We start from the raw sequence: 20,785 nt of genomic DNA on the forward strand, positions 1-20,785 counted from the left end.
GTGCTGAGGGAGTTCGCCGCCGGGTTCGCGCTGCTCGTCCGCGGCTTCGGCTTCTGGCGCCGCCGGCCCGACGCGATGGCGCTCGGTCTCATCCCGGCCGCCGTCGCCTTCCTCGTGCTCGCCGCCGGGCTCACCGCCCTCGGCCTCGCACTGCCCAGCCTCGTGGACTGGGCGACCCCGTTCGCCGACGGCTGGCAGGAGGGCTGGCGCGCCCTGCTGCGGATCTCGCTCGGCGTCGTCGCCCTCGGCGCAGCGGCGGTGCTCGCCGCCGTCTCCTTCACGGCGCTCACGCTCGTGATCGGCGACCCGTTCTACGAGCGCATCTGGCGCCACGTCGAGCAGGAGCTCGGCGCTCCGCCCGCGGGCGAGGGCGCAGGCTTCTGGCGCACGGTCGCGGATGCCGCGGCCCTCCTCGGCCTCGGCGTCCTCGCGGCGGCGGCGACCGCGGTCGCGGGACTCCTGCCCCTCGTCGGCACGGCGCTCGCGGCGGTGCTCGGCGTGGTGCTCACCGGACGCCTCCTCGCCCGCGAGCTGATGGGGCGGGCGTTCGACGCGCGGGCGGTCGACCCCGCACGACGGCGCGAGCTGCTCGCGTCCTCGCGCTGGCGGGTGCTCGGCTTCGGTGTGGCGACGCAGCTCTGCTTCCTCGTGCCGCTCGGCGCGGTGGCGACGATGCCGGCCGCGGTCGCGGGCGCGACGCTGCTCGCCCGGGACGTGCTGGAGCGCGGCGAGCGTCAGCGGGCGCGCCAGTAGCCGCAGAAGTCGACGTTCGCCTTCGGCACGCCGCGTTCGCCGACGAGGTGCCGCCTGGCGCCCGTCGCGAGCTTCGACTCCCCCGCCGCGAAGGCCGAGACGCCCGACCCGAAGGGCGGCAGCTCCCGGAGCGCCGCGAGGGCGGCGGCCCCGACGGCCTCGCCCGGGCGGCGGGCAACCCAGTGCAGCGCGACGCCCGCGGGCGCCTGCGCCTCCTGCTGGTCGCCGAGCTCGGGCACCTCGACGATGGCGTGGCCGCGCGCCTCGCGCGGGAGGTCGCGGAGGATGCCGAGCACGGCCGGGAGCGCGCTCTCGTCGCCGACGAGCACGACCTCGTCGCCGTCGCCGTGGCGGTAGCCGCAGCCCTGGTCGATGAGGCCCACCGTCGCGCCGAGCGGGAGCGAGCCGGCCCACGGCCCGGCCACGCCGTCCTCGCCGTGCACGACGAAGTCGATGTCGAGCTCGCGGAGCTCCGGGCGGAACTCGCGCACCGTGTAGTTGCGGATGACGGGCCTCGTCGACTTCGGCAGCGTCAGGTACTTGAGGTAGCCGCTCATGTTGAAGGTGTCGGCGAGGTTGTCGAAGCGGGTGTCGTCGTTCGTCGGCACCGCGAGCCGGAACCACTGGTCGAAGCCGAGGTGCCGCCACTCGGCGAGCGCCTCGCCCGCGACGGTGAGGCGCACGAAGTGGGGCGAGATGCGGCGGGCTGCGGTGACCTCGGCCAGCACGACGCCGAGCTCGGAATGGGTGACGGCGATGTTGCTGGATGCCACGGGTGCTCCTGCCGGGGACGAGACGAGTTAGGTAATGCTTACCTTAGCCGCATGAGCGGCATCGTGTCACGGATCGCCGTGCCATCCGTCCCGCTGCGACTGGTCGCCCCGGCCGCGGGCCGCGAGCATGGCGGCATGGGCATCATCTCGGCTGACGTGTTCCTCACCCTCGACGGCGTCTACCAGGCGCCCGGCGGTCCCGACGAGGACCCCTCCGGCGGCTTCCCCTTCGGCGGATGGCAGGGCGCCTACTGGAGCGACGAGGGCGGCGAGATCATCGGCGCCGAGCTCGCCCGGCTCGACGCGCTCCTGCTCGGCCGACGCACCTACGACATCTTCGCCGCCTACTGGCCGCAGCAGGAGGACGAGATCGGCGCGAAGTTCAACGCCGTGCCGAAGTTCGTCGCCTCGCGCACGATCGGCGAGCCCGAGTGGGCCGGCACGACCGTCGTGCGCGACCCGGCCGCCCAGCTCGCCGAGGTGAAGGAGCGCTTCGACGAGATCCACGTCATCGGCAGCGGCGAGCTGACCCGGGCGCTCATCGCCGCGGACCTCCTCGACCGGCTGCACCTGTACGTCTACCCGATCGTGCTCGGCCGCGGCCGCCGGCTCTTCGACGGCGTCGTGCCCGCGGCGTTCCGGCTGAGCGAGCCCGCGCGGACCCTGCCGAAGGGCGCCGTATCGCTCGTCTACGAACGGGACGGTGAGCCGGTCACGGGCATCGACATCGGCGCGCTCGACGGCTGAGCCTCGATTCAGGCCCCCGGCAGCAGCGCCCGGAGCGTCTGGATCGTGTCGGCCTCTTCGACCCGTTTGTCGTCGCGGTAGCGCTTCACCCGGGCGAAGCGGAGTGCCACCCCGCCGGGGTAGCGGCTCGAGCGCTGCACGCCGTCGATCGCGATCTCGACGACGAGCTCCGGGCGGATGAAGACCGCCTGCGCGGTGCGGCGCAGCTCGAGCTCGGGGAAGCGCTCGGTCTGCCAGGCGAGCAGCGCGTCGGTGAGACCCTTGAAGGTCTTGCCGACCATGACGAGCCCGCCGGGCTCACCGAACTCGCCCTCGGGGTCGAGCGCGCCGAGGTGCAGGTTCGAGAGCAGCCCGGTGCGTCGGCCGTAGCCCCACTCGGCGCCGAGCACGACGAGGTCGTAGGTGTAGACGGGCTTCACCTTCACCCAGCTCGCGCCGCGCCGGCCCGCCGCGTAGGGCGAGTCGATCGCCTTCACGACGACGCCCTCGTGGCCGGCGGCGAGCGCTTCTCGGGACACCCGCTCGGCGGCCTCGGGGTCGGCGGTGACCTCGCCGGGGATGGTCAGCTCGCCCGCGACTCGGCGCAGCTCCGCGCGGCGCACGGCGAGCGGCTCATCGATGAGGTCGCGACCGTCGACGTGCAGGACGTCGAAGAACCAGGGGCGCAGCAGGGTCTCGCGGGCCGATTCGGCGCCGAAGCGCGACATGGTCTCCTGGAAGGGGCGCGGAGCGTCGTGCTCGTCGAGCGCGAGGGTCTCGCCGTCGAGGATGACGTCGCGCACGGGCAGCGCGAGCGCCGCCTGCACGACCTCCGGCACCCGCTCGGTGATCTCGGCGAGGCTGCGGGTGAACACCCGCACCTCGTCGCCGGAGCGGTGCACCTGGATGCGCGCCCCGTCGAGCTTGAACTCGACCGAGGCCTCGCCCGTGCTCGCGACGGCGTCGGCCGCCGTGGCCGCGGTCCCCGCGAGCATCGGCAGCACCGGCCGGCCGACCACGAGGCCCACCTCGGCGAGCGCGCCCGGCGCACCGTGCAGGGCCAGCCGCGCCGTCTCGCCGAGCTCACCGGAGAGCATCGCCGCCCGGCGCACCTCGGCGAGCGGCCGCTCGGCGGCCTCGGCGACGGCGTCGAGCAGCACCCCCTCGAGGGCGCCGGTGCGCACCTCGCCGAGGAGCACGCCGCCGAGGAAGCGCTGCTCGGTCTCGGTGGCGCGGCCGGTGAGCTCCTGCAGGAGCGCCGTGCGCTCGGCCGCCGACCCCGGTCCGCCGAGGGCGGCGAGCCGGTCGAACGCGTCGTCGAGCTCGGCGAGGCTCAGCGTGGACTCGGCGGCGGACGGCGCGCTCGCCGTCTGCCAGCCGCGCCAGCCGACGCCGATGCGCCCCTGCCGCAGCCGCCCGAGCAGGATGCCGACGGCGGGCACGACCTCGTCTTCTGGCAGTCGCCGGAGCAGCGCGGCGAGCGCGGCGCGCTTCTGGAGCCGGGAGCGGGTGGCGCCCACCGCCTCGGTGGTCTCGACGAGCTCCGCGAGCAGCATGCGCCCAGTGTGGCATCCGCCGCCGACACCCGGAACGCCCGCCTCGCGGAGGAGGCGGGCGTTCGGGCTGCGGCTCAGCCCTCGCGGCGGGCGGCGAAGAAGCTGCGGAGATCGCCCGCCAGCACCTCGGGGCGCTCGAGGGCGGCGAAGTGCCCGCCCTCCTCGAAGCGGCTCCAGTGCACGATGTTCGTGTTGTCGCGCTCGGCGAACACGCGGACGGTCTGGAAGTCGTCGGCGAATACGGCGACCCCGGTCGGCGCGGCGTTCGGCCGCGGCTCCGCCTCGGCGCGGGCGTTCTCGAGGTAGCTGCGGCTCATGCCGGAGGCGGCGTTCTGGAACCAGTTCACGCTCACCTCGAGGAGGATCGCCTCGAGCGGCACGAGCGAGGTGCCGTTGCCGAAGGAGTTGAACAGCTCGCTGTAGGCGAGGAGGCCCACGGGCGAGTCGCTGAGCCCGACGGCGATCGTCTGCGGCCGGGACGCGTTCATGGTGTTGTAGCCGCCGACGGATTGGAACCACTGCATGTGCTCGAGGGCCGCGTAGTCGGCCGGCTCGAGCCGCTCGAACTCGGCCGGGTCGCCGGAGGGGAAGGAGAAGAGCTGCAGCACGTGCAGGCCGAGGAATCCCTCGGGGTTCAGCAGGCCGAGCTCCCGGGCGACCATCGCCCCGTGGTCGGAGCCGTGCACGCCGTAGCGCTCGTAGCCGAGTCCGCGCATGAGGGCGTCGTAGGCGCGGGCGACCCGGGCGTTCGTCCACCCCGCGGAGGCGAGCGGCTGGGAGAAGCCGAAGCCCGGGGCGTCGGGGATGACGAGGTGGAACGCGTCCTCGGCGCGGCCGCCGTGCGCGACCGGGTCGACGAGGGCGTCGATCATGCCGAGGTAGTCGACGGCGGAGCCCGGGTAGCTGTGGGCGAGCAGCAGCGGCGTCGCCTCGGGGTGCGGCGAGCGCACGTGCAGGAAGTGGATCGTCTGCCCCTCGATCTCGGTCGTGAAGTTCGGCACGGCGTTGATGCGGGCCTCGGCGGCGCGCCAGTCGAAGGCGAGCCAGGCCTCGACGGCTTCGCGCAGGTAGTGGTTCGGCGTGCCCGCGTCCCAGTCGTCGACCGGGGCGGGCTGCGGCAGCCGGGTGCGGGAGAGGCGCTCGTGCAGATCGGCGAGCTCGGCGTCGGGGACGGCGACGGTGAAGGGACGGAGGTCGAGCGGAGCGGTGGAGTTCGTCATGTCTCCGACGCTACGGTGGTATTAGGCACGTTCACTTCCTAATGAACCGCGAGAATCGCATCGGTCCACGATCCGTCCGGAGGAGGCATCCGCCATGGCCGACACCGCCGCACGCCTGCTCGCGCTGCTCGCCCTCCTGCAGTCTCGACCCGACTGGTCGGGGCGCGAGCTCGCGGAGCGCCTGGGCGTCTCGCCCCGCACCATCCGCAACGACGTGGAGCGCCTCCGCGCCCTCGACTACCCCGTCGACGCGAGCCGCGGCTCGGCCGGGGGCTACCGGCTCGGCGCCGGCGGCCGGCTCCCGCCGCTCCTCCTCGACGATGAGGAGGCCGTCGCCGTCGCCGTCGGGCTCCGCGCGGCGAGCGGCATCGCGGGGGTCGAGGAGTCCGGCGGGCGGGCGCTCGCGAAGCTCGAGCAGGTGCTGCCGCCCCGCTTGCGCCCCGTGGTCGACGCCCTGCACGGCACCATCGAGCGCGCCCCCGAGAACACCGGCACCGACGCCCCCGACCCCGAGGTCGATCCGGCCGCGCTGCGGGCCATCGCCGCGGCCATCCGCGACGTCGAGTGGCTGCGCTTCGAGCACGCGGGCGAGCTCCGCCTCGTCGAGCCGTACCGGCTGCTCAGCTGGCAGCGGCGCTGGCACCTCGTCGCCCGCGACCCCGAGCGCGAGGAGTGGGCGACGTTCCGGGTCGACCTCCTGGAGCTGCGGATGCCGACCCGCCGCCGATTCGCGCCGCAGCCGCTGCCGGGCGGCGACCCGGAGCACCCCGACTACACGGCCTTCGCCATGCGCACGATCGCCGCGAGCGGCTGGACGGTGCACGCCCGGCTCCGCATCGACGCCCCGGCCGAGGCGGTGCTCGCCCGGATCAACCCAGCCGTCGGCGTCGTCGAGCCCGTCGACGAGGCGCACTGCGTGCTCGTGACGGGCGCCGACAGCCTCGACACCGTGGCCGTCTACATCGGCATGCTGCAGATGGACTTCACGGTCGAGTCGCCCGCGGCGCTCGTGCCGCTCCTCGACCGGCTCGCCGCGCGCTACGCCCGGGCCGTCGCGGGCTCGGCGGACGCCTCGCCGGACGCGCGTACCCTGGAGGGATGACCCGGCTGCTCGACCCCGCCGACTGGCGCGCCCGCGAACGCGCGCACGCCGAGCGCGCCGACGCGCTCACGGCCGGGCACCGGGAGCGCAGCGCGCGCGGCGAGAAGCATCCCGTCGAGGACTTCCTCTACACCTACTACTCGTACTCCCCCGCGCAGCTTCGGCGCTGGCACCCGGGCCCCGGCGTCGAGCTCGCGGACGCCACGGACGCGGAGCGCGCCGGCTGGCGCTGGTACGCGCCGGGCGCCGCCCCGGGTTCGCTCCGCGTGGACGACGCGGCGATGCGCGTCGAGAAGGCGCCGCTGCTCGCCGCGGTCGAGCGGATGCTCCGGCTCACCGCCGCCCGGCCGGGGAGCTTCGGCTGCTTCGGCCTGCACGAGTGGGCGATGGTCTACCGCCAGGCCGAGCACCGCCACCCGGTGCCGCTGCGGCTCGGGCAGGCGGCGACGGACGCCGTCGTCGAGGCGCACGAACTGCGCTGCACCCACATCGACGCGTTCCGCTTCTTCACGCCGGACGCGGTGCCGCGCAACCGCTTCGCGCCGAGCCGCGAGACGCAGCCGGAGCTCGAACAGCCGGGCTGCCTGCACGCCGGCATGGACGTGTACAAGTGGGCGATGAAGCTCGGCCCGCTCGTGCCCGGCGAGCTGCTGCTCGACGCGTTCGAACTGGCCCGCGACATCCGCTTCCTCGATATGCAGGCCTCGCCCTACGAGATGCGCGCGTGGAGCGGCGAACCCGTGCGCATCGAGACCGCCGACGGCAAGGCCGAGTACGTGCGCCGGCAGCGCGGCTTCGCCGAGCGGGCGAACGCGCTGCGCGGCGCGGTGCACGAGGCGGCGTTCGGCGACGCGGCCGTCAGTCCAGCCACTCCTTCGCCGCGGTGACGAGCGCCGCCACCCCGACGGTGAGGGTCGGCTGCGGCAGCGGCGCGAACTCGGGCGAGTGGTTCGACGGCAGGTGCTCGGGCAGTCGGCCGTCGGCGAGGCCCGCGCCGAACAGCGCCGGGTCGGCGCCGCCCAGGAACCAGTACACGAGCGGGGCGCCGGCCGCCGTCGCGAGCACGCCGACGTCCTCGCTGCCGGACACGGCGCCCGGCTCGAGCACGCGCTCCGCGCCGAACGCCGTGCGGAGCGCCTCGGCGGTGCGGGCGCTCGCGGCCGGATCGTTCACCGTCACCGGGAAGCGCTCCTCGTAGGCGAACTCCGGCTCGCGCGGCGCCGCGGAGGCGGCCGCCTCCGCGCGGGCGATGCGCTCGATCGCGGCGAGCACACGTTCCCGCACGTGCTCGTCGAAGGTGCGGACGCTGAGGCCGAGCTTCGCGTCGGGCGGGATGATGTTGTTCTTCGTCCCGGCGTGCAGCTGCCCGACCGTCACGACCGCGGCATCCCCCGCGGCGACCTCGCGCGAGACGATGCCCTGCAGCCGCACCGCCGTCGAGGCCGCGAGGTAGACCGGGTCGACCGTCGTCTCGGGCCGCGAGCCGTGGCCGCCGGTGCCGTGCATCGTGATCGTGAGCGAGTCGGCGCCGGCCATCGCGGGCCCGGGCTGGAGGGCGACGAGTCCCGCCGGCAGCGGCGCGACGTGCTGGCCGAGCACGACGTCGGGGCGCGGCACCCGCTCGTAGAGGCCGTCGGCGAGCATCGCCTCGGCGCCGCCGCCCCATTCCTCGGCGGGCTGGAACAGCACGACGAGGGTGCCGTGCCACGAGGCATCCGCGGCGAGCGCCTCGGCCGCGCCGAGCAGGCAGGTGACGTGCACGTCGTGGCCGCACGCGTGCATGACGGGGACCTCCGCGCCCTCGTGGTCGGTGCCGGTCGCGGTGCTCGCGTAGTCGAGCCCGGTGGCCTCGCGGACCGGCAGGCCGTCCATGTCGGCGCGGAGCAGCACGGTCGGCCCCTCGCCGCGGGCGATGACGCCCGTGACGCCGGTGCGGCCGATGCCCTCGGTCACGGTGTAGCCGAGCCCGCGCAGCGCCTCGGCGACGATGCCGGCGGTGCGGTGCTCCTGGAACGACAGCTCGGGGTTGCGGTGCAGATCGCGGTAGATCGCGTCGAGGTCGAGGCTCATGGGCCGAGCCTAGCCGGGCGGGTCGCCGCCCCGCATGAAGTCACTTTCTGCGGGTGTGACGCGAGCCGGACCCGCAAGAAGTGACGTCTTGCCGGGGGTGGGCGGAGGGGCAGAGCCGAGGGGGCGGGGCGGGGCGGGAGACCGGAAGCAACGCCGCGACGCACCGACGCCCGGCCCCTCGTGGGGACCGGGCGCCGGATGGTGCTCAGGGGCGGATGCCTCGATCAGGCCTCCGACCCGTCGCCCGCCTGCCGGCGGCGGCGACGCACGGCGATCACCGCGATCACCGCGCCCGCGGCGAGCAGCGCGCCGGCGAGCCAGAGCGCCGTCTGGATCTCCGCGCCGGTGTGCGCGAGGCCGGTGCCGGCCGCGCCGGAGCCGCTCCCCGTGCCGGAGCCGGTGCCCGGCTGCCCCGTGCCGGGCCCACCGGCCCCTGGCTCACCCGTGCCCGGGCCCGTGCCCGTATCGGCCGCGAGCCGGATCGGCGCCCAGCCGATGAGCTCGCCCTCGGCCGACTGCACGACGAGCCGGTGCTCGCCCTCGGGCGCGTCGGCGGGGATCGTCGCCCGCACGTCGCCCGCGGCATCCGCCGTCGGAGTGCCCAGGAGCTGCGGCTCCGAGTGGAGCCACACGTTCACGGCGAGCTCGGCGCGCCCGGCGCCGAGGCCGATCTCGATGGCCTCGCCCGGCTCGGCGCTCGCCGGCGCGGTCACGCCGCCGCGGTTCGCCTCGGTGAGCAGGGACTCGTCGACCGGCGTCGGCTCGACCGGCGGGTTCGGGTCGACGGGCGGCTCGACGCCGGCCTCGGTGACCCACTTGCGACCGTCGTCGAGCTTCGTGACGGTGAACTCGTCGTACACGGCGCCGACGGGCAGCGTCGTCGTCGCGTTCGCCGTCTTCTCGGCGAGGTACGAGCGGTAGACGAGCTGGTTCTTCGTCACGTCGACCACCTGGTACGTCGTGACGCCCGCACCGCGGAGCACCTGGGTGGCGTTGTTGTTCGTCCAGACGTTCTTCTCGGGCGTCTCGAGCTCGTAGTGCTTCGCGCCCGAGTTCGAGACGACGTAGACGGGTCCGTCGGTGATGCCGGGGATCTCGGTGACGTCGTCGTTGTGGTAGCCGCGGGCGTAGGTGTGGTCGTGGCCCATCATCACGAGGTCGATGTCGTGCTCCTGGAACACGGGCACCCAGTACTTGCGGAGGATCGGCTCGTCACGGCCCGCGGAGGTCGAGTAGACGGGCTGGTGGAAGGTGACGACGTTCCACTTCGACGGGCTCTCGGTGAGCACGTGGTCGAGCCAGGCCGCCTGGAACTGCGTCCACAGCTCGCCGACCTTCGTCTGCGGGCACTCGACGCCAGTGCACGAGGGCAGCACGTCGGGGGTGAGGAAGGTGGTGTCCCGGGTCGCGTTCACGGTGATGAAGCGCACGCCCTGGTAGTCCGTGAAGTACACGGTCTCGGTCGCGAACGCGGTCCAGTGCGCGAAGTAGGCGGCGTACTGCTTCGCCACGTCGCTCTCGCCGACGGCGAGCTCGGCGAGCTCGCCGATCGTCTCGGTGGACGGGTTGTTGTGCGGGTACTCGAAGTTCGCCTTCCACGACTTCAGCAGCTTGTCGCCGGAGTACTCGTGGTTGCCGGGCGCAGCCATGACGTTCGTCGTCGCGGCGGAGGTCTTCATGCCCTTGAACCAGTTCAGCCACTCGGTCTCGTTCGACGAGGTGTTGATCAGGTCGCCCGCGTGCACGGAGCCGATCGAGCGCGGGGCCTTCGCCTCCGCCTGCGCGACGACGTTCGGCCAGGTCGAGTCGAGCCCGATCTGCGCGTCGCCGTAGTAGACGAACTGGAAGTCGGTGGCCTTCGGGTTCGCGGTGGTGAAGCGGGTCCAGTCGCTCCACGCGCCCTCGAGGCCGACGCGGTACTCGTAGGCGGTCGCCGCGGTGAGGCCGTCGACGGTCGCCGAGAAGTGCTGCAGCGGGTTGCCGTTGACCGTGCCCGCGGCGTACGCGTCCACGGTCCGGGTGTCGCCGCCCGCGGCGGGCCGGATCTGCACCTGGCCGCTGGTGTGCGAGACGTCGCCCGCGAGCCACGAGAACGACTGCGAGGTCGCGGGCGTCTCGGTCGGCGTGAGGATGACCCGCGTCGGCGGCACCGCGACCGGCTCGCCGGGCGCGCCGGCCTCGGGCAGCAGCGAGATCTTCGGCACGTCGAGGTAGATGTCCGAGCTCGAGGCGCGGTCCTGGAAGAGGGCGATCGCGACGGTGTTCGTGCCGTCCACGAGCACGTCGCCGTCGGCGGTGAAGGTCGAGGCGAGCGGGTCGCCGTTGCTGTCGCCCGCGTACTCGAGGTTCGTCGTGCCGGTCACCCGGCCGTCGACGAAGCCGGCGACCTTCTCACCGTTCACCCAGACCTGCACGGCGTCGTCGTAGACGAGGTCGCCGACGAGCTGGCCGACCTCGGCGGCGACGCCCGGCTCGAGCTCGAAGCTGGTGCGGAAGAAGTACGTCGGAACGGTCGGCGCCGCCGTGCCGTCGAGGTAGTGGTTCAGCAGCGTCGCGGGCAGGTGCGGGCCGACGGCGGCGAGCTTGCCGCCCTTCGCGCCGAAGCTGCCGGGCGCCTGCTTCCAGTCGGCGTCGTCGTAGCCGGTGGTCGTCCAGACCCGCAGGTTCGCGTCGCCGCGGGCGGGGTCGGTGCCGTCGTCGAGATAGTGCCAGGCGGTGGTGCCGTCGACCACCGGAGCGGTCGGCACCTCGATCGCGGGCTCGGCGGCGGCGGCCGTGGCCGGCACCGCGAGCCCGGCGACCGCGAGGCCCAGCAGCGCGGCGGTCGCCGCGCCGCGCCGGGCCCGGCGCATCGTCGTCATCGTCATCGTCGTGTCATCCTCATTCGTCTCGCGCGTTCACTCGTTCGGGCGCGCGCGACCGCACCCGCCCGGAGTGGGCGGGTGCGGAGCGCGGGCTTTCGCCCAGTGAATCGGCGGCGGATGACCCGGGGCTGACCCTCGGATGACGCGGCGGTGAACCCGGGGTGCACGAGGGAGCCTCGGCATCCCGCAGGCGTCAGCGGTCCGCGAGCCACTCCGCGAACGTCTGCCGCCCGAGCTCGGCGTCGGGACCGGGCAGCGCGGCACCGCGGCGCATCTCGCCCATGCCTCGGATGGGCAGGGACACCGGCAGCACGGGCCCGCGCCGGCCCTCGGCGCGGACGAGCCGGCGGATGAGCTCGGCCAGCTGTTCCTCGCGCGGGCCGGCGAGGTCGCGCGCGCGACCCCGCGGCGCGCCCTCGGCGAGCGCGACGAGGTGCTCGGCGACCTCGCGGGCCGCGATCGGCTGCGTGCGCATCCGCGCCGCGAGCTGGACGCCCGCGACCCGGAGCCGCCCCGCCATCTGGCCGGCGAACTCGTGGAACTGCGTCGCCCGCAGGATCGTGTAGGGCACGCCGCCGGCCTCGACCACGCCCTCCTGGGCGAGCTTCGCCTCGTAGTAGGCGTAGGGGATCCGGTCGATGCCGACGATCGAGAGCAGTACGTGATGGCCGACGCCCGCCTCGCGTTCGGCGGCGAGGAGCGTGCGCGAGGTGCCCGTGAAGAAGCGTTCGGCGGTCTCCCGGTCGATGGCGTTGACGTTCGCCGCGTCGACGACGGCGTCCACCCCGGCGAGCGCGGCGGCGAGCCCAGCGCCCGTCGTGAGGTCGACGCCGGCGGAGCGGGCGAGCACCACCGTCTCGTGCCCGCGCTCGCGCGCGACCTCGACGATGTGCCGGCCGACCGTGCCGGTCCCTCCTGCGATGGCGATCCTCACCGTGTCCTCCGTTCCGGGCCCGCGGCCCTCGGCGGGCCCGGCGCCCGCCCTCACGACTCCGACGACGCAGCGCCGTGGAATGTCAGGCGGGCGCGCCGGGCGTGGCAGGCTGGGCGCATGAGCACGGTGGATGCCTCGTCCGACGCGGTCGCCGCGGAACGCCCGGCCCTCCTCGGCCTCGCGTACCGCCTGCTCGGCTCCTTCGCCGAGGCGGAGGACGCGGTGCAGTCCGGTTACGAGCGCTGGCTGCGCCTGCCCGAGGCGGAGCGGGCGGAGATCCGCTCCCCCGGGGCATGGCTCACGAGGGTGGTCGGCCGGATCTGCCTGGACGAGCTCGGCTCGGCCCGCGCCCGCCGCGAGGCCTACGTCGGCGAGTGGCTGCCCGAGCCGCTGCCCGACGCCCCCGGCGTGTTCGGCGGCCGCTTCGCCGCGGCACCGCCGGCGGACCCCGCCGAGCACGCCGAGCTCGCCGAGGGCGTGTCGACCGCGATGCTCGTCGTCCTGGAGACGCTCACCCCCGCCGAGCGCGTCGCCTTCGTGCTGCACGAGGCCTTCGGCCTGCCGTTCGCGGAGATCGCCGAGGTCCTCGGCCGCTCGCCCGGCGCGTGCCGGCAGCTCGCTTCGAGCGCCAGGGCGCGGGTGCGCGCGGGACGCGCGGGGGCGGCGTCCGCCGAGCAGCACGCCGCGGTCGTGCACGCCTTCCTCGCGGCGGCCGCGACGGGTCGGATCGAGGCGCTCGTGGAACTGCTCGACCCCGACGCCCGGCTCGTCTCCGACGGCGGCGGCATCGTCTCGGCCGCCCGCCGGCCGGTCCTCGGTGCCGAGCACGTCGCGCGCTACGTCCTGGGCATCATCGCGAAGCGCGGCGAGCGACTGTCGATCTCGCTGCGGGACGCGGCCTCCGGTTATGTCGCAGTCTTCGCCCAGGACGGCGTCGTCGACACCGTCGTCTCGGTCGAGGTGCGCGAGGGCCGGCTCTCGGAGCTCTGGCTCGTGCGGAACCCGGAGAAGCTCACCCGCTGGCAGGGCCTCGCGGCGTAGCGACGCCCGACGGCGTGCCCTTGCGCCCGTCCGGCGGTCGCTGCTACGGTCGTCCACCTATGGGTACGCTGATCCGCCACTGAGGTGGCCCCGCCGCGTCGAGCATCGCTCCGCAGCATCCGTTCCGGGCACCGTCTGGTGCCGGCCATCCTCACCCCGATCCGTGATCGCGCGCCGCGCCCGCTCCGCGCGCCCGCCACCGGCGCTTCGACGACGAAGCCGGCCCGTGCGCCGATCGACGGATCGAGATTGCGAGTCGCACATGACCGCCCGAATCCAACTCTCCCTCCGCGGCGCGAGCCTGCGCTTCGCGGAGCACCTCGTGCTCGACCGGGTCAACCTCGAGCTCGGCGCGGGCGAGTGCATCGCGCTCGTCGGCGACAACGGCGCGGGCAAGACGACGCTGCTCCGGCTCATCGCGGGCGAGCTCGTGCCCGACGCCGGCGAACGGGTGCTCGTCGCTCCCGGCGGGGTCAGCGCGCTCGAGCAGTCGCTCGAGCTGCCCGATCGGGCGACCGTCGCCGAGGCGATCGACGCCTGCTGGCGGGAGCTGCGCGAGCTCGAGGCGGCGATCGCCTCGGCCGGCGCGGCGCTCGCCGGTCCCGATGGTGCTGGCCTCGACGGCGTGGAGCTGGAGGCCGCGCTCGCCAGCTACGCCGCACTCGTCGACCGCTACGAGGCGCGCGACGGCTACGGCGCCCCGGCGCGGCTGGACGCGGGGCTCGCCGCGCTCGGCGTCGGCGACGTGGGGCGCTCCCGGGAGTGGCGCACGCTCTCCGGCGGGGAGCGGGCTCGGATCGTGCTCGCCGCCGCGCTCGCCTCGAACGCCGAGCTGCTGCTGCTCGACGAGCCGACCAACGACCTCGACGACGATGCCTGGGACTGGCTCGTCGCGGCGCTCGCCCGGCACCGGGGCACCGTCGTCGCGGCCTCGCACGACCGCGCCTTCCTCGCGCGCTGGACGAGCGCGATCTGGGAGCTCGCCGACCGCGGCGTCACCCGCTACGGCGACGGCTACGCCGGCTATCTCACGGCGAAAGCGGCGGAGCGGGAGCGTCAGCGACTCGCGCACGAGGCGTGGCTCGCCGAGCGGGAGCGCCACCTCGCGCTGGTGGAGGCCAATGCCGGACGGCTCGCGGCCATCCCCCGCAAGCTCGACAAGCCGGGCATGGGGGCCGGGGCGTTCCGCGCGCGAGGCCGCGATCACGGGGCCATGGGCCGCATCCGCAACGCGAAGGAACGGCTCGCGCGGCTCGCGGCGGAGCCGGTCGCCCCGCCGCCGGAGCCGCTGCGGTTCACGGCGGGCGCGCTGCGGTCGCGGGCGGATACCTCGGCGGAGCAGGGTGCGGCGAGCGCGCCGCCCGCCGCGCCGATCCTCCGTGTCGCGGGGCTGACGGTGCTCGGCGAGCCGATGCCCGACCTCGAGCTCGGCCCGGGCGATCGGCTGCTCGTCACCGGCCCGAACGGCGCCGGCAAGACGACGCTGCTGCGCACCCTCGCGGGCGAGCTGCCGGCCGACACGGGCGGGGTCGCCCGACGCGGCGCCGTGGGCTGGCTGCGCCAGCAGGCGGGCCGGATCGACCATCCGCGGCGCCCGCTCGTCGAGGCGTACGCGGCAGGGCTCCGCGAGGGGCGGGATGCCGCGGCCGAGCGCCTGTTGGCGCTCGGCCTGTTCCACGAGTCCGAGCTCGAGCGCCCGCTGGGCGGTCTGTCGTACGGGCAGCGCCGCCGGCTCGAACTCGCGCTGCTCGCGAGCCGCGACGTCGAGCTGCTGCTCCTCGACGAGCCGACGAACCATCTCGCGCCGCTGCTCGTCGACGAGCTCGAGGCGGCCGTCGCGGGCTTCGCGGGGGCGGTCGTGCTCGTCACGCACGACCGGCGGCTGCGGGAGCGCTTCCGCGGCGAGCGGCTCGAACTCGGGGCGCACCTGCCTCCGACGCACCCCGGCAAGACGTCATGATTTGCTGGTCGCGCGGCACCGGCACCCGCAAAAAGTGACGACACGATCGAGTGCGCGCGGGCTGGGCGGGGCGGCGGCGGCGGGCGGCGGCGGGGCGGTCGCCGCGGCTCAGCCGAACGCGACCGCCCGCACCGGGGCTCCGTCGAGGTCGACCCGGAGCGGGAAGAAGCCCACCCGGATCCGCTCCGGCAGCCCGTCGAGGCCGCACAGGTTCTCGACGATGAGCCGGTCGCCGCCGAGCACGACCTCGTGCACGGGAAACCCGGCCTCCCCGCCGTCCGAGCTCGGGTCGGGGCTCAGCGTGTCCACGGCGAGCACGTGCATCCCGCGGCGCACGAGTTCGGCCGCGGCGGCCGGGTCGAGCGCGGGGTGATCGAGCGCCTCCTCGGTGTCGAAGCGCTCGGCCCAGCCGGTGTCGAGGACCACGATCGGCGGCACGCGCTCGGGCAGGGGGCCGCCGAGCGCCCGCTCGAGCTCGGCGAGCCCGTAGCGCTGCCCGGCGACGAGCCCGGCGAAGTGCACGACGAGGGCGTCGCCGACGAGCTCGTCGAGGCCGATGCCGCCCGTCGTGCGCCCGCCGGCGACGGTGTGCGAGGGCGCGTCGAGGTGGGTGCCGGTGTGGGAGCCGAGGTGCAGCCGGGCGACGTCGACCCCGTCGCGCTCGAGGTGCAGCGCCGGCTCGATCACGACCTCGGGGTCGCCGGGGTAGACGCGCATGCCCGATCCGATCGGGCGGCTGAGCTCACGCATCGCGACCGGTGCCCGCCGAGGCATCCGCGTCGGCTGCGGCCTTCGCGCGCCGCCTCGCCTCGATGGCGCGCTCGACGTCGCCGAGGACCGCCTCGTCCATCGCCTGGATGCCGGTGGTGTCGGCCTGCACGACCGCGTCGGCGAGGTGGACGCTCGCCTCCCTGCGGGTGCGCGCCCGCTCGGGCAGCATCGCGAGGAGGTAGATCGTGAACGTCACGACGAAGGCCGGGATCGTCGCCCCGACCGGGCTCGGCCAGACGTACACCCACAGGTAGGAGGCGGTCGCGCCGACCGCCCAGGCGCCCACCGCGATCCAGTTCACCCCGCCGAGGTACCAGTAGCGGCCGCCGCGGCGGCGCAGGAGGTCCACGGTGTAGCTCGCGCGCTTCACGAGGTAGTAGTCGACGATCATGATCGCGAACACCGGCACGAAGAACGCGCCGATCACGATGAGGAAGTTCGTGAACTGGTCGAGCAGCGCGAGCCACGTCGCCCCGAGGATCGAGATCGCCCCGACCACGAGCGCCGTCGGCAGGAAGCGCAGCTTCGCCCGCCCCGCGGCCGCGTGCACGATGGAGGTGGTCATGCCGTAGACGACCATCGAGTTCGTCGCCATCACCGAGACGAAGATGACGATCGCGATCGGGGCGCCGAACGCCGCCACGAGCACGCTCGGATCGAAGGCGAGCGGCTCCCCGCCGCTCAGGATGACGTAGCCGATCGCGGTGGCCCCGAGGGTCATCGCGATGACCGTCGAGAGCGTGTAGCCGAGGCCCGCGCCGAGGAACCCGGCCCGGCTCGTCGCGGCGAGCCGGTTGAAGTCGGCCGAGAGGACGGTCCAGCTCACCGCGGTCGCGACGACGATGTCGAGCACGATCGCGGGGCTCTGCCCGATCGAGGGGTCGGCGGGGATGGCGAAATAGTCGCCGGGCGCGAAGATCGTGAAGGCGATGAAGAAGATCCAGGCGATGATCGCGAGCATGAGCACCGCGAGCCAGGGCTCGACCTTCGCGATGCCCTCGTGGCCGAAGATCGCGAGCAGCACGACGATCGTCTGGCACAGCACGGAGAAGAGGATCGGGTTCGAGAAGCCCGTGAGGCTCGACACGAGGGCGTCGACCGTGACGCCGGCGAGCATCGCCTGCACCCAGCTCCAGCCCATCAGGATGACGAGGTTCGCCGCCATCGGCAGGAACCCGCCGCGCGTGCCGAAGGCGCCGCGGGCGAGCGCCATCGTCGGCAGGCCCGTGCGGGTGCCGATGTTGCCGATCAGGGTGAGCACGATGGCGCCCGCGACCGTGCCGGCGACGATCATCGTGATCGCCGTGCCGTACTCGACGCCCGGCACGAACAGGGTGCCGGTGAGCAGGGTCGTGACGACCAGGTTGGCCGCGAGCCAGATCATGCCGATCCGCGGCGTGGAGAGGGTACCGCGGACCGGCCCCGAGGTGTCGGACTGCTCGGCGAGGCGGTCGAGACGGCGGTACAGCGACATTGCGTGCTCCTGGGGGATGTGGGGGTCGGGGTCGGTCCGGGCGGATCAGTCGGCGGATGCCGGGGAGAGGTGCTCGTGCACGGCGAGCAGCTGCTCGCCGTCGACGCGGAAGACGATGGTCTCCCGCTCGCGATAGGCGTCCTCGCCCTCGCCCGTGTCGACCCGGGTGGCGACGTCGTGGCTGAAGACCGCGCCGCCGGGGTACGACTGCACGAGACGGGCGGTGGAGCGGCAGTCGAGGACGCGCCATCCGCCCTCGACCCAGCCCTGCCAGAGCGCCTCGTAGGCGGCGCGGTCGTCGAGCCTGGCCGACTCGGTGTGGAAGAGGAAGCTCGCCTCGGGCGCGAAGCCGGCGAAGTAGCGCTCGCCGTCGGTCGCCGCGAAGGCGTCGATGATCGCGTCGGCGGCGGCGAGCACCTCCTCGGTGCTCGGGGTTCGGGTGGTCATCGGGGGGTCTCCTTCGATCCGGTGATGCGGGGGTGGGGCTCAGCCGCGCGGGGCCATCGCGCTGATCAGCTCGTACGCGACGTGCGAGGCGGCGACGGCGGTGAGCTGGGCGTGGTCGTAGGCGGGCGCGACCTCGACCACGTCGGCGCCGACGATGCGCTGGTCGGCGAGGGCGCGGATGATCCGGAGCAGCTCGCGGCTCGTCAGCCCGCCGGCCTCGGGCGTGCCGGTGCCGGGCGCGTGCGCCGGGTCGAGCACGTCGATGTCGATGGAGACGTAGAGGGGCTTGCCGTCGACCCGGGCGCGGACGCGCTCGATCGCGGCCTCGACGCCGCGCTCCTCGATGTCCTCGCTCGTGACGACCGCGAAGCCCAGGCGAGCGTCGTCGCTCAGGTCCTCGACCCCGTAGAGCGGGCCGCGGGTGCCGACGTGCATGCTCGCCGTCAGATCGATGAGCCCTTCCTCGGACGCGCGGCGGAACGGGGTGCCGTGCGTGATCGGGGCACCGAAGTAGGTGTCCCAGGTGTCGAGGTGCGCATCGAAGTGCAGCACCGCGACGGGGCCGTGCTGCGCCGTGACCGCGCGCAGCAGCGGCAGCGCGATGGTGTGGTCGCCGCCGATGACGACGAGGCGGTCGGCCTGCTCGGCGAGCGCGCGGGCGCCGGCCTCGACGTCGGCGACGGCCTCGTCGATGCTGAACGGGTTGACGGCGAGGTCGCCGGCGTCGGCGACCTGCTGCACCGCGAAGGGCTCGACGCCCTGCGCGGGGTTGAAGGGACGGAGCAGGCGGGATGCCTCGCGCACGTGCGCCGGACCGAAGCGCGCGCCCGGCCGGTAGCTGACCCCGCTGTCGAAGGGCACGCCCACGACGGCGATGTCGGCGTGCTCGACGTCCTCGAGGCGCGGCAGCCGGGCGAAGGTGGCGATGCCCGCGAATCGCGGCACGCGGCTCGCGTCGACCGGGCCGATCGGCCGGGGATGCTCCTGGGACTTCGGCTCGGGCACGTCAGTGGGTTGCATATTGGTAAACCTTTGATATTCTGGAGGAAACTCGCGGGCCATGCTACGGCGTCGGATGCGGCGACGCAAGCATGCGGTTCGGCATCCGCGATCCGGGGCGATGGACCCGTGCCGAGTCATCCGCGATCCGCACCGAGCGAAGGAGCCCCATGCGCCGCGCCGTCCCGCCCGACCCCAGCTCCTCCCCGCTCGCGATCGGCGCCCACCTGCGCAACGCGCGCACGGCCCAGGGGCTCACCCTCGCCCAGGTGGCGGAGGCGAGCGGGCTCACCAAGGGATTCCTCAGCCGCCTCGAGCGCGACGAGACCTCCCCGTCCGTCGCGACCCTGCTGCAGCTCTGCCAGGTGCTCTCGCTCCCGATCGGCTCGCTCTTCGCCGAGCCCGAGATCCAGATCGTCGGCTACGACGACGCACCCCGGGTGAACTTCGGCGGCACGCAGGTCACCGAACGGCTCATGTCGCCGCGCAGCGAGTCGCGGGTGCAGCTCGTGCGCTCCACCATGGCGCCGGGCGCCTCCGGTGGCGAGGAGCTCTACACGATCTCGAGCGACGTGGAGGTGCTGCACGTGCTGTCCGGCGCGCTCACGGCGCGCTTCGTCGACCGCACCGTGGCGCTCGTCGCCGGCGACGCACTCACGTTCCCGGGGCGCGAACCCCACAGTTGGACGGCCGACCCCGAGCTCGGCGCCGAGGTCATGTGGGTCATCGTGCCCGCGCCGTGGAGCGGCACGAGCTAGGCGTCGGGCCGCGCGCGCCGCGCGGAGCTCCGTGTCGAGCGGCGGCGGGCCGCCTCGTGCGCCGCGCGCAGCAGCGCCACGAGCTCCTCGACGGTCGACTCGGGATTCACCACGGCCAACCAGCCGTTCGCCCCGTACACGGGGTGCGGGCCGAGCACGTCGACGGCCGCCGCGTCGCGCGGCACCGCGAGGGAGCGCGGCTCCTCCCCCGTCACCCGCCGGAACGTCGCCCGATCGACGTGCACGTTGACGCGGTACCGGCCGGGCTCGTCGAGGCGCGAAGCGGTGTCGTCGGGGGAGTCCTTCGTCACGATCGTGCCGTACGGCTGGGTGCGCTCCGGCATCCGGCCGTCGGGGGCGTGATAGAAGAAGGCGTCGCCCCAGGCGAGCTCGGGAAATGGCCCGCCCGGGACGGGTTCGACGACGAGCACGCCGTCGAAGGAGCGGACGGCGTCGAGGATCTGCTGCATACTCATACTTCGAGTGTGAACTTCAAGTGCGTATTGGGGGTTGCGCATGCCGCACGGACTGCGCACCGCCGAACTCGCCCGCGCGGCCGGGTATTCGGACCAGCAGGTGCGCGACCTGGAACGGCTCGGCGTGATCCCGGCCGCCGTGCGCTCGGCGAACGGGTACCGCAGCTACACCGACGCCCACCTCGTCGCCCTCCGCGCGTATCGCGCGCTGGCTCGGGCCATCGGGCCGGTCGCGGCCCGCGGTGCGCTCGCCGAGTTCCGCACGCGGCCGATCGCCGAGGCGGCGGCGCTCGTCGACGAGCTGCACGCCGGGCTCGCGCGGGAGCGCGAGCGGGTGCTCGCGGCGCGCGCGGGGCTGGCGGCGATCGCACCGGCGGATGCCTCGGCGGCGGGCGCGCCGAGGGATGCCTCGGCGGCGGGCGCCGGCGGCGCGATGTCGATCACCGAGCTGGCCTTGGCCCTCGACGTGCGCAGCTCGACGCTGCGGTACTGGGAGACGGAAGGGCTGCTCCGCCCCGATCGCGTCGGCTCCGTGGCGGCCCGCAGCTACTCGGCGGCCCAGATCCTCGTCGCACGCGTCGTCGCGGCACTCCGCGAGGGCGGCGCCGGCATCCCGGCCATCCGCTCCGTCGTGGCGACGCTCGGCGAGGAATCCGGCATCGCCGCAGCCGAGCGCTCGCTCGACGCGCGACTCGGCGCGCTCGCGGAGCGGAGCGTCATGCTGCTGCGCGCGAGCGGCGCGCTCGCGGAGCTACTGGACGGGGCGGACGAGGCCTCGTGATCCCGCCGCTTCGGGCATCGATCCGGCACCCCTCCGTCCCCAGGCACGCATCGCTTGGCGTTCTCCACATTCGAAGATGA

19 protein-coding genes are annotated in these 20,785 nt (G+C 74.3%); 8 read left to right on the plus strand and 11 right to left on the minus strand.

Annotation, left to right across the window (positions count from 1 at the left end):
- Positions 1–753: an EI24 domain-containing protein gene (locus QSJ60_RS15660; RefSeq protein WP_285464348.1), complete on the plus strand. Its 753-nt coding sequence runs from the start codon at positions 1–3 to the stop codon at positions 751–753.
- Here the strand turns inward: QSJ60_RS15660 and QSJ60_RS15665 are convergent.
- The gene (locus tag QSJ60_RS15665; protein WP_230764330.1) at positions 735–1,526 is read right to left on the minus strand and encodes a siderophore-interacting protein; all 792 of its coding nucleotides are present in this window, start codon (positions 1,524–1,526) and stop codon (positions 735–737) included. The two genes, QSJ60_RS15660 and QSJ60_RS15665, sit on opposite strands and share 19 nt — an antisense overlap.
- Before the next feature lie 135 nt (positions 1,527–1,661).
- On the opposite strand from QSJ60_RS15665, the gene QSJ60_RS15670 reads away from it, so the two are divergent.
- On the plus strand, positions 1,662–2,273 hold the full coding sequence (locus QSJ60_RS15670; RefSeq protein WP_230764671.1) for a dihydrofolate reductase family protein: 612 nt from the start codon (positions 1,662–1,664) through the stop codon (positions 2,271–2,273).
- An 8-nt stretch (positions 2,274–2,281) separates the two neighbouring features.
- Here the strand turns inward: QSJ60_RS15670 and QSJ60_RS15675 are convergent, their stop codons facing one another.
- Positions 2,282–3,808 (minus strand): ATP-dependent DNA ligase, encoded by a 1,527-nt coding sequence (locus tag QSJ60_RS15675; protein ID WP_285464350.1) that lies wholly within the window; start codon positions 3,806–3,808, stop codon positions 2,282–2,284.
- Between the two features lie 74 nt (positions 3,809–3,882).
- Positions 3,883–5,028, minus strand: coding sequence for an epoxide hydrolase family protein (locus tag QSJ60_RS15680; RefSeq protein WP_285464352.1), 1,146 nt, complete (start codon positions 5,026–5,028; stop codon positions 3,883–3,885).
- 94 nt (positions 5,029–5,122) lie between these two features.
- On the opposite strand from QSJ60_RS15680, the gene QSJ60_RS15685 reads away from it, so the two are divergent.
- On the plus strand, positions 5,123–6,130 hold the full coding sequence (locus tag QSJ60_RS15685; protein WP_230764337.1) for a helix-turn-helix transcriptional regulator: 1,008 nt from the start codon (positions 5,123–5,125) through the stop codon (positions 6,128–6,130).
- Positions 6,127–7,017, plus strand: a complete 891-nt coding sequence (locus QSJ60_RS15690) for a 3-methyladenine DNA glycosylase (protein ID WP_285464355.1) — start codon at positions 6,127–6,129, stop codon at positions 7,015–7,017. Before QSJ60_RS15685 ends, QSJ60_RS15690 begins: the two co-directional genes overlap by 4 nt.
- Here the strand turns inward: QSJ60_RS15690 and QSJ60_RS15695 are convergent.
- From QSJ60_RS15695 to QSJ60_RS15705, 3 genes are all read right to left on the minus strand, one after another.
- A complete protein-coding gene (locus QSJ60_RS15695) occupies positions 6,989–8,200 on the minus strand; it encodes an amidohydrolase (RefSeq protein WP_285464357.1) in 1,212 nt (403 codons plus the stop codon). The two genes, QSJ60_RS15690 and QSJ60_RS15695, sit on opposite strands and share 29 nt — an antisense overlap.
- A 224-nt stretch (positions 8,201–8,424) precedes the next feature.
- A complete protein-coding gene (locus QSJ60_RS15700) occupies positions 8,425–11,067 on the minus strand; it encodes a purple acid phosphatase family protein (RefSeq protein ID WP_285464359.1) in 2,643 nt (880 codons plus the stop codon).
- Positions 11,068–11,257: 190 nt separating this feature from the next.
- On the minus strand, positions 11,258–11,998 hold the full coding sequence (locus tag QSJ60_RS15705; RefSeq protein ID WP_285464362.1) for an SDR family oxidoreductase: 741 nt from the start codon (positions 11,996–11,998) through the stop codon (positions 11,258–11,260).
- A gap of 117 nt (positions 11,999–12,115) precedes the next feature.
- On the opposite strand from QSJ60_RS15705, the gene sigJ reads away from it, so the two are divergent.
- Positions 12,116–13,039, plus strand: a complete 924-nt coding sequence (gene sigJ, locus QSJ60_RS15710) for an RNA polymerase sigma factor SigJ (RefSeq protein ID WP_285464364.1) — start codon at positions 12,116–12,118, stop codon at positions 13,037–13,039.
- Between the two features lie 262 nt (positions 13,040–13,301).
- Positions 13,302–14,999: an ATP-binding cassette domain-containing protein gene (locus tag QSJ60_RS15715; RefSeq protein WP_285464366.1), complete on the plus strand. Its 1,698-nt coding sequence runs from the start codon at positions 13,302–13,304 to the stop codon at positions 14,997–14,999.
- 108 nt (positions 15,000–15,107) lie between these two features.
- Here the strand turns inward: QSJ60_RS15715 and QSJ60_RS15720 are convergent, their stop codons facing one another.
- The 4 genes from QSJ60_RS15720 to speB are packed head-to-tail and all read right to left on the minus strand — an operon-like array spanning position 15,108 to position 18,711.
- Positions 15,108–15,716, minus strand: coding sequence for a cyclase family protein (locus QSJ60_RS15720; protein ID WP_230764351.1), 609 nt, complete (start codon positions 15,714–15,716; stop codon positions 15,108–15,110).
- A gap of 25 nt (positions 15,717–15,741) precedes the next feature.
- On the minus strand, positions 15,742–17,244 hold the full coding sequence (locus QSJ60_RS15725) for a purine-cytosine permease family protein (protein ID WP_285464371.1): 1,503 nt from the start codon (positions 17,242–17,244) through the stop codon (positions 15,742–15,744).
- 45 nt (positions 17,245–17,289) lie between these two features.
- The gene (locus QSJ60_RS15730; protein WP_230764356.1) at positions 17,290–17,691 is read right to left on the minus strand and encodes a nuclear transport factor 2 family protein; all 402 of its coding nucleotides are present in this window, start codon (positions 17,689–17,691) and stop codon (positions 17,290–17,292) included.
- Between the two features lie 39 nt (positions 17,692–17,730).
- Positions 17,731–18,711, minus strand: a complete 981-nt coding sequence (gene speB, locus QSJ60_RS15735) for an agmatinase (protein ID WP_285464375.1) — start codon at positions 18,709–18,711, stop codon at positions 17,731–17,733.
- Between the two features lie 149 nt (positions 18,712–18,860).
- Between speB and QSJ60_RS15740 the strand changes: the two genes are divergently transcribed.
- Positions 18,861–19,448 carry a helix-turn-helix domain-containing protein gene (locus tag QSJ60_RS15740; protein WP_285464377.1) on the plus strand — a complete coding sequence of 196 codons (588 nt, stop codon included), beginning with the start codon at positions 18,861–18,863 and terminating at the stop codon, positions 19,446–19,448.
- On the opposite strand, the gene QSJ60_RS15745 is transcribed toward QSJ60_RS15740, so the two are convergent.
- Positions 19,445–19,924: a DUF6194 family protein gene (locus QSJ60_RS15745; RefSeq protein ID WP_285464379.1), complete on the minus strand. Its 480-nt coding sequence runs from the start codon at positions 19,922–19,924 to the stop codon at positions 19,445–19,447. The genes QSJ60_RS15740 and QSJ60_RS15745 overlap by 4 nt on opposite strands.
- A 40-nt stretch (positions 19,925–19,964) precedes the next feature.
- Between QSJ60_RS15745 and QSJ60_RS15750 the strand changes: the two genes are divergently transcribed.
- Positions 19,965–20,705: a MerR family transcriptional regulator gene (locus QSJ60_RS15750; RefSeq protein WP_285464380.1), complete on the plus strand. Its 741-nt coding sequence runs from the start codon at positions 19,965–19,967 to the stop codon at positions 20,703–20,705.
- The last annotated feature ends 80 nt before the right edge of the window (positions 20,706–20,785 follow it).

The sequence above is a fragment of the Agromyces sp. NBRC 114283 genome (assembly GCF_030268405.1).
GTDB lineage: Bacteria > Actinomycetota > Actinomycetes > Actinomycetales > Microbacteriaceae > Agromyces > Agromyces mediolanus.